This is a genomic window from Halomonas sp. ND22Bw (genome assembly GCF_003011945.1).
GTDB lineage: Bacteria > Pseudomonadota > Gammaproteobacteria > Pseudomonadales > Halomonadaceae > Halomonas > Halomonas halophila.
On the sequence record NZ_PXWD01000244.1, the window covers coordinates 1 to 406 of the forward strand.

Here is a 406-nt window from a genome sequence, read left to right on the forward strand (position 1 = left end):
CAATTGGACGGCGCTGTTCCGACCGGGTGAGCGCGTGCGGCTGCGCATGGTCAACGGTGCGGGCAACACCTTCTACGACGTACGCATTCCAGGACTGAAACTCACGGTGGTGCACGTCGATGGTGTTGACGTGGAGCCGGTGACCGTCGATGAGTTCCGATTCGGTCCTGGCGAAACCGTCGACGTGATCGTCCAGCCACGGGATGACGCTTACACGATCTTCGCCCAGGCGATGGACCGGACAGGCTACGCGCGTGCCACGCTGGCCGTGCGTGAAGGTCTTCAAGCTCCCGTGCCTGCCCTCGATCCGGTCGAATGGCTGACCATGAACGACATGATGGGCGGCATGATGGGGGGCATGGACCATGGCGGGTCCGGCCAGGCCATGGAGATGACCGGGATGACC

1 pseudogene is annotated in these 406 nt (G+C 63.5%); it reads left to right on the top strand.

The features are described 5' to 3' along the window. Positions 1–406: pseudogene (locus CVH10_RS17885) on the top strand (copper resistance system multicopper oxidase); the annotation flags it as partial.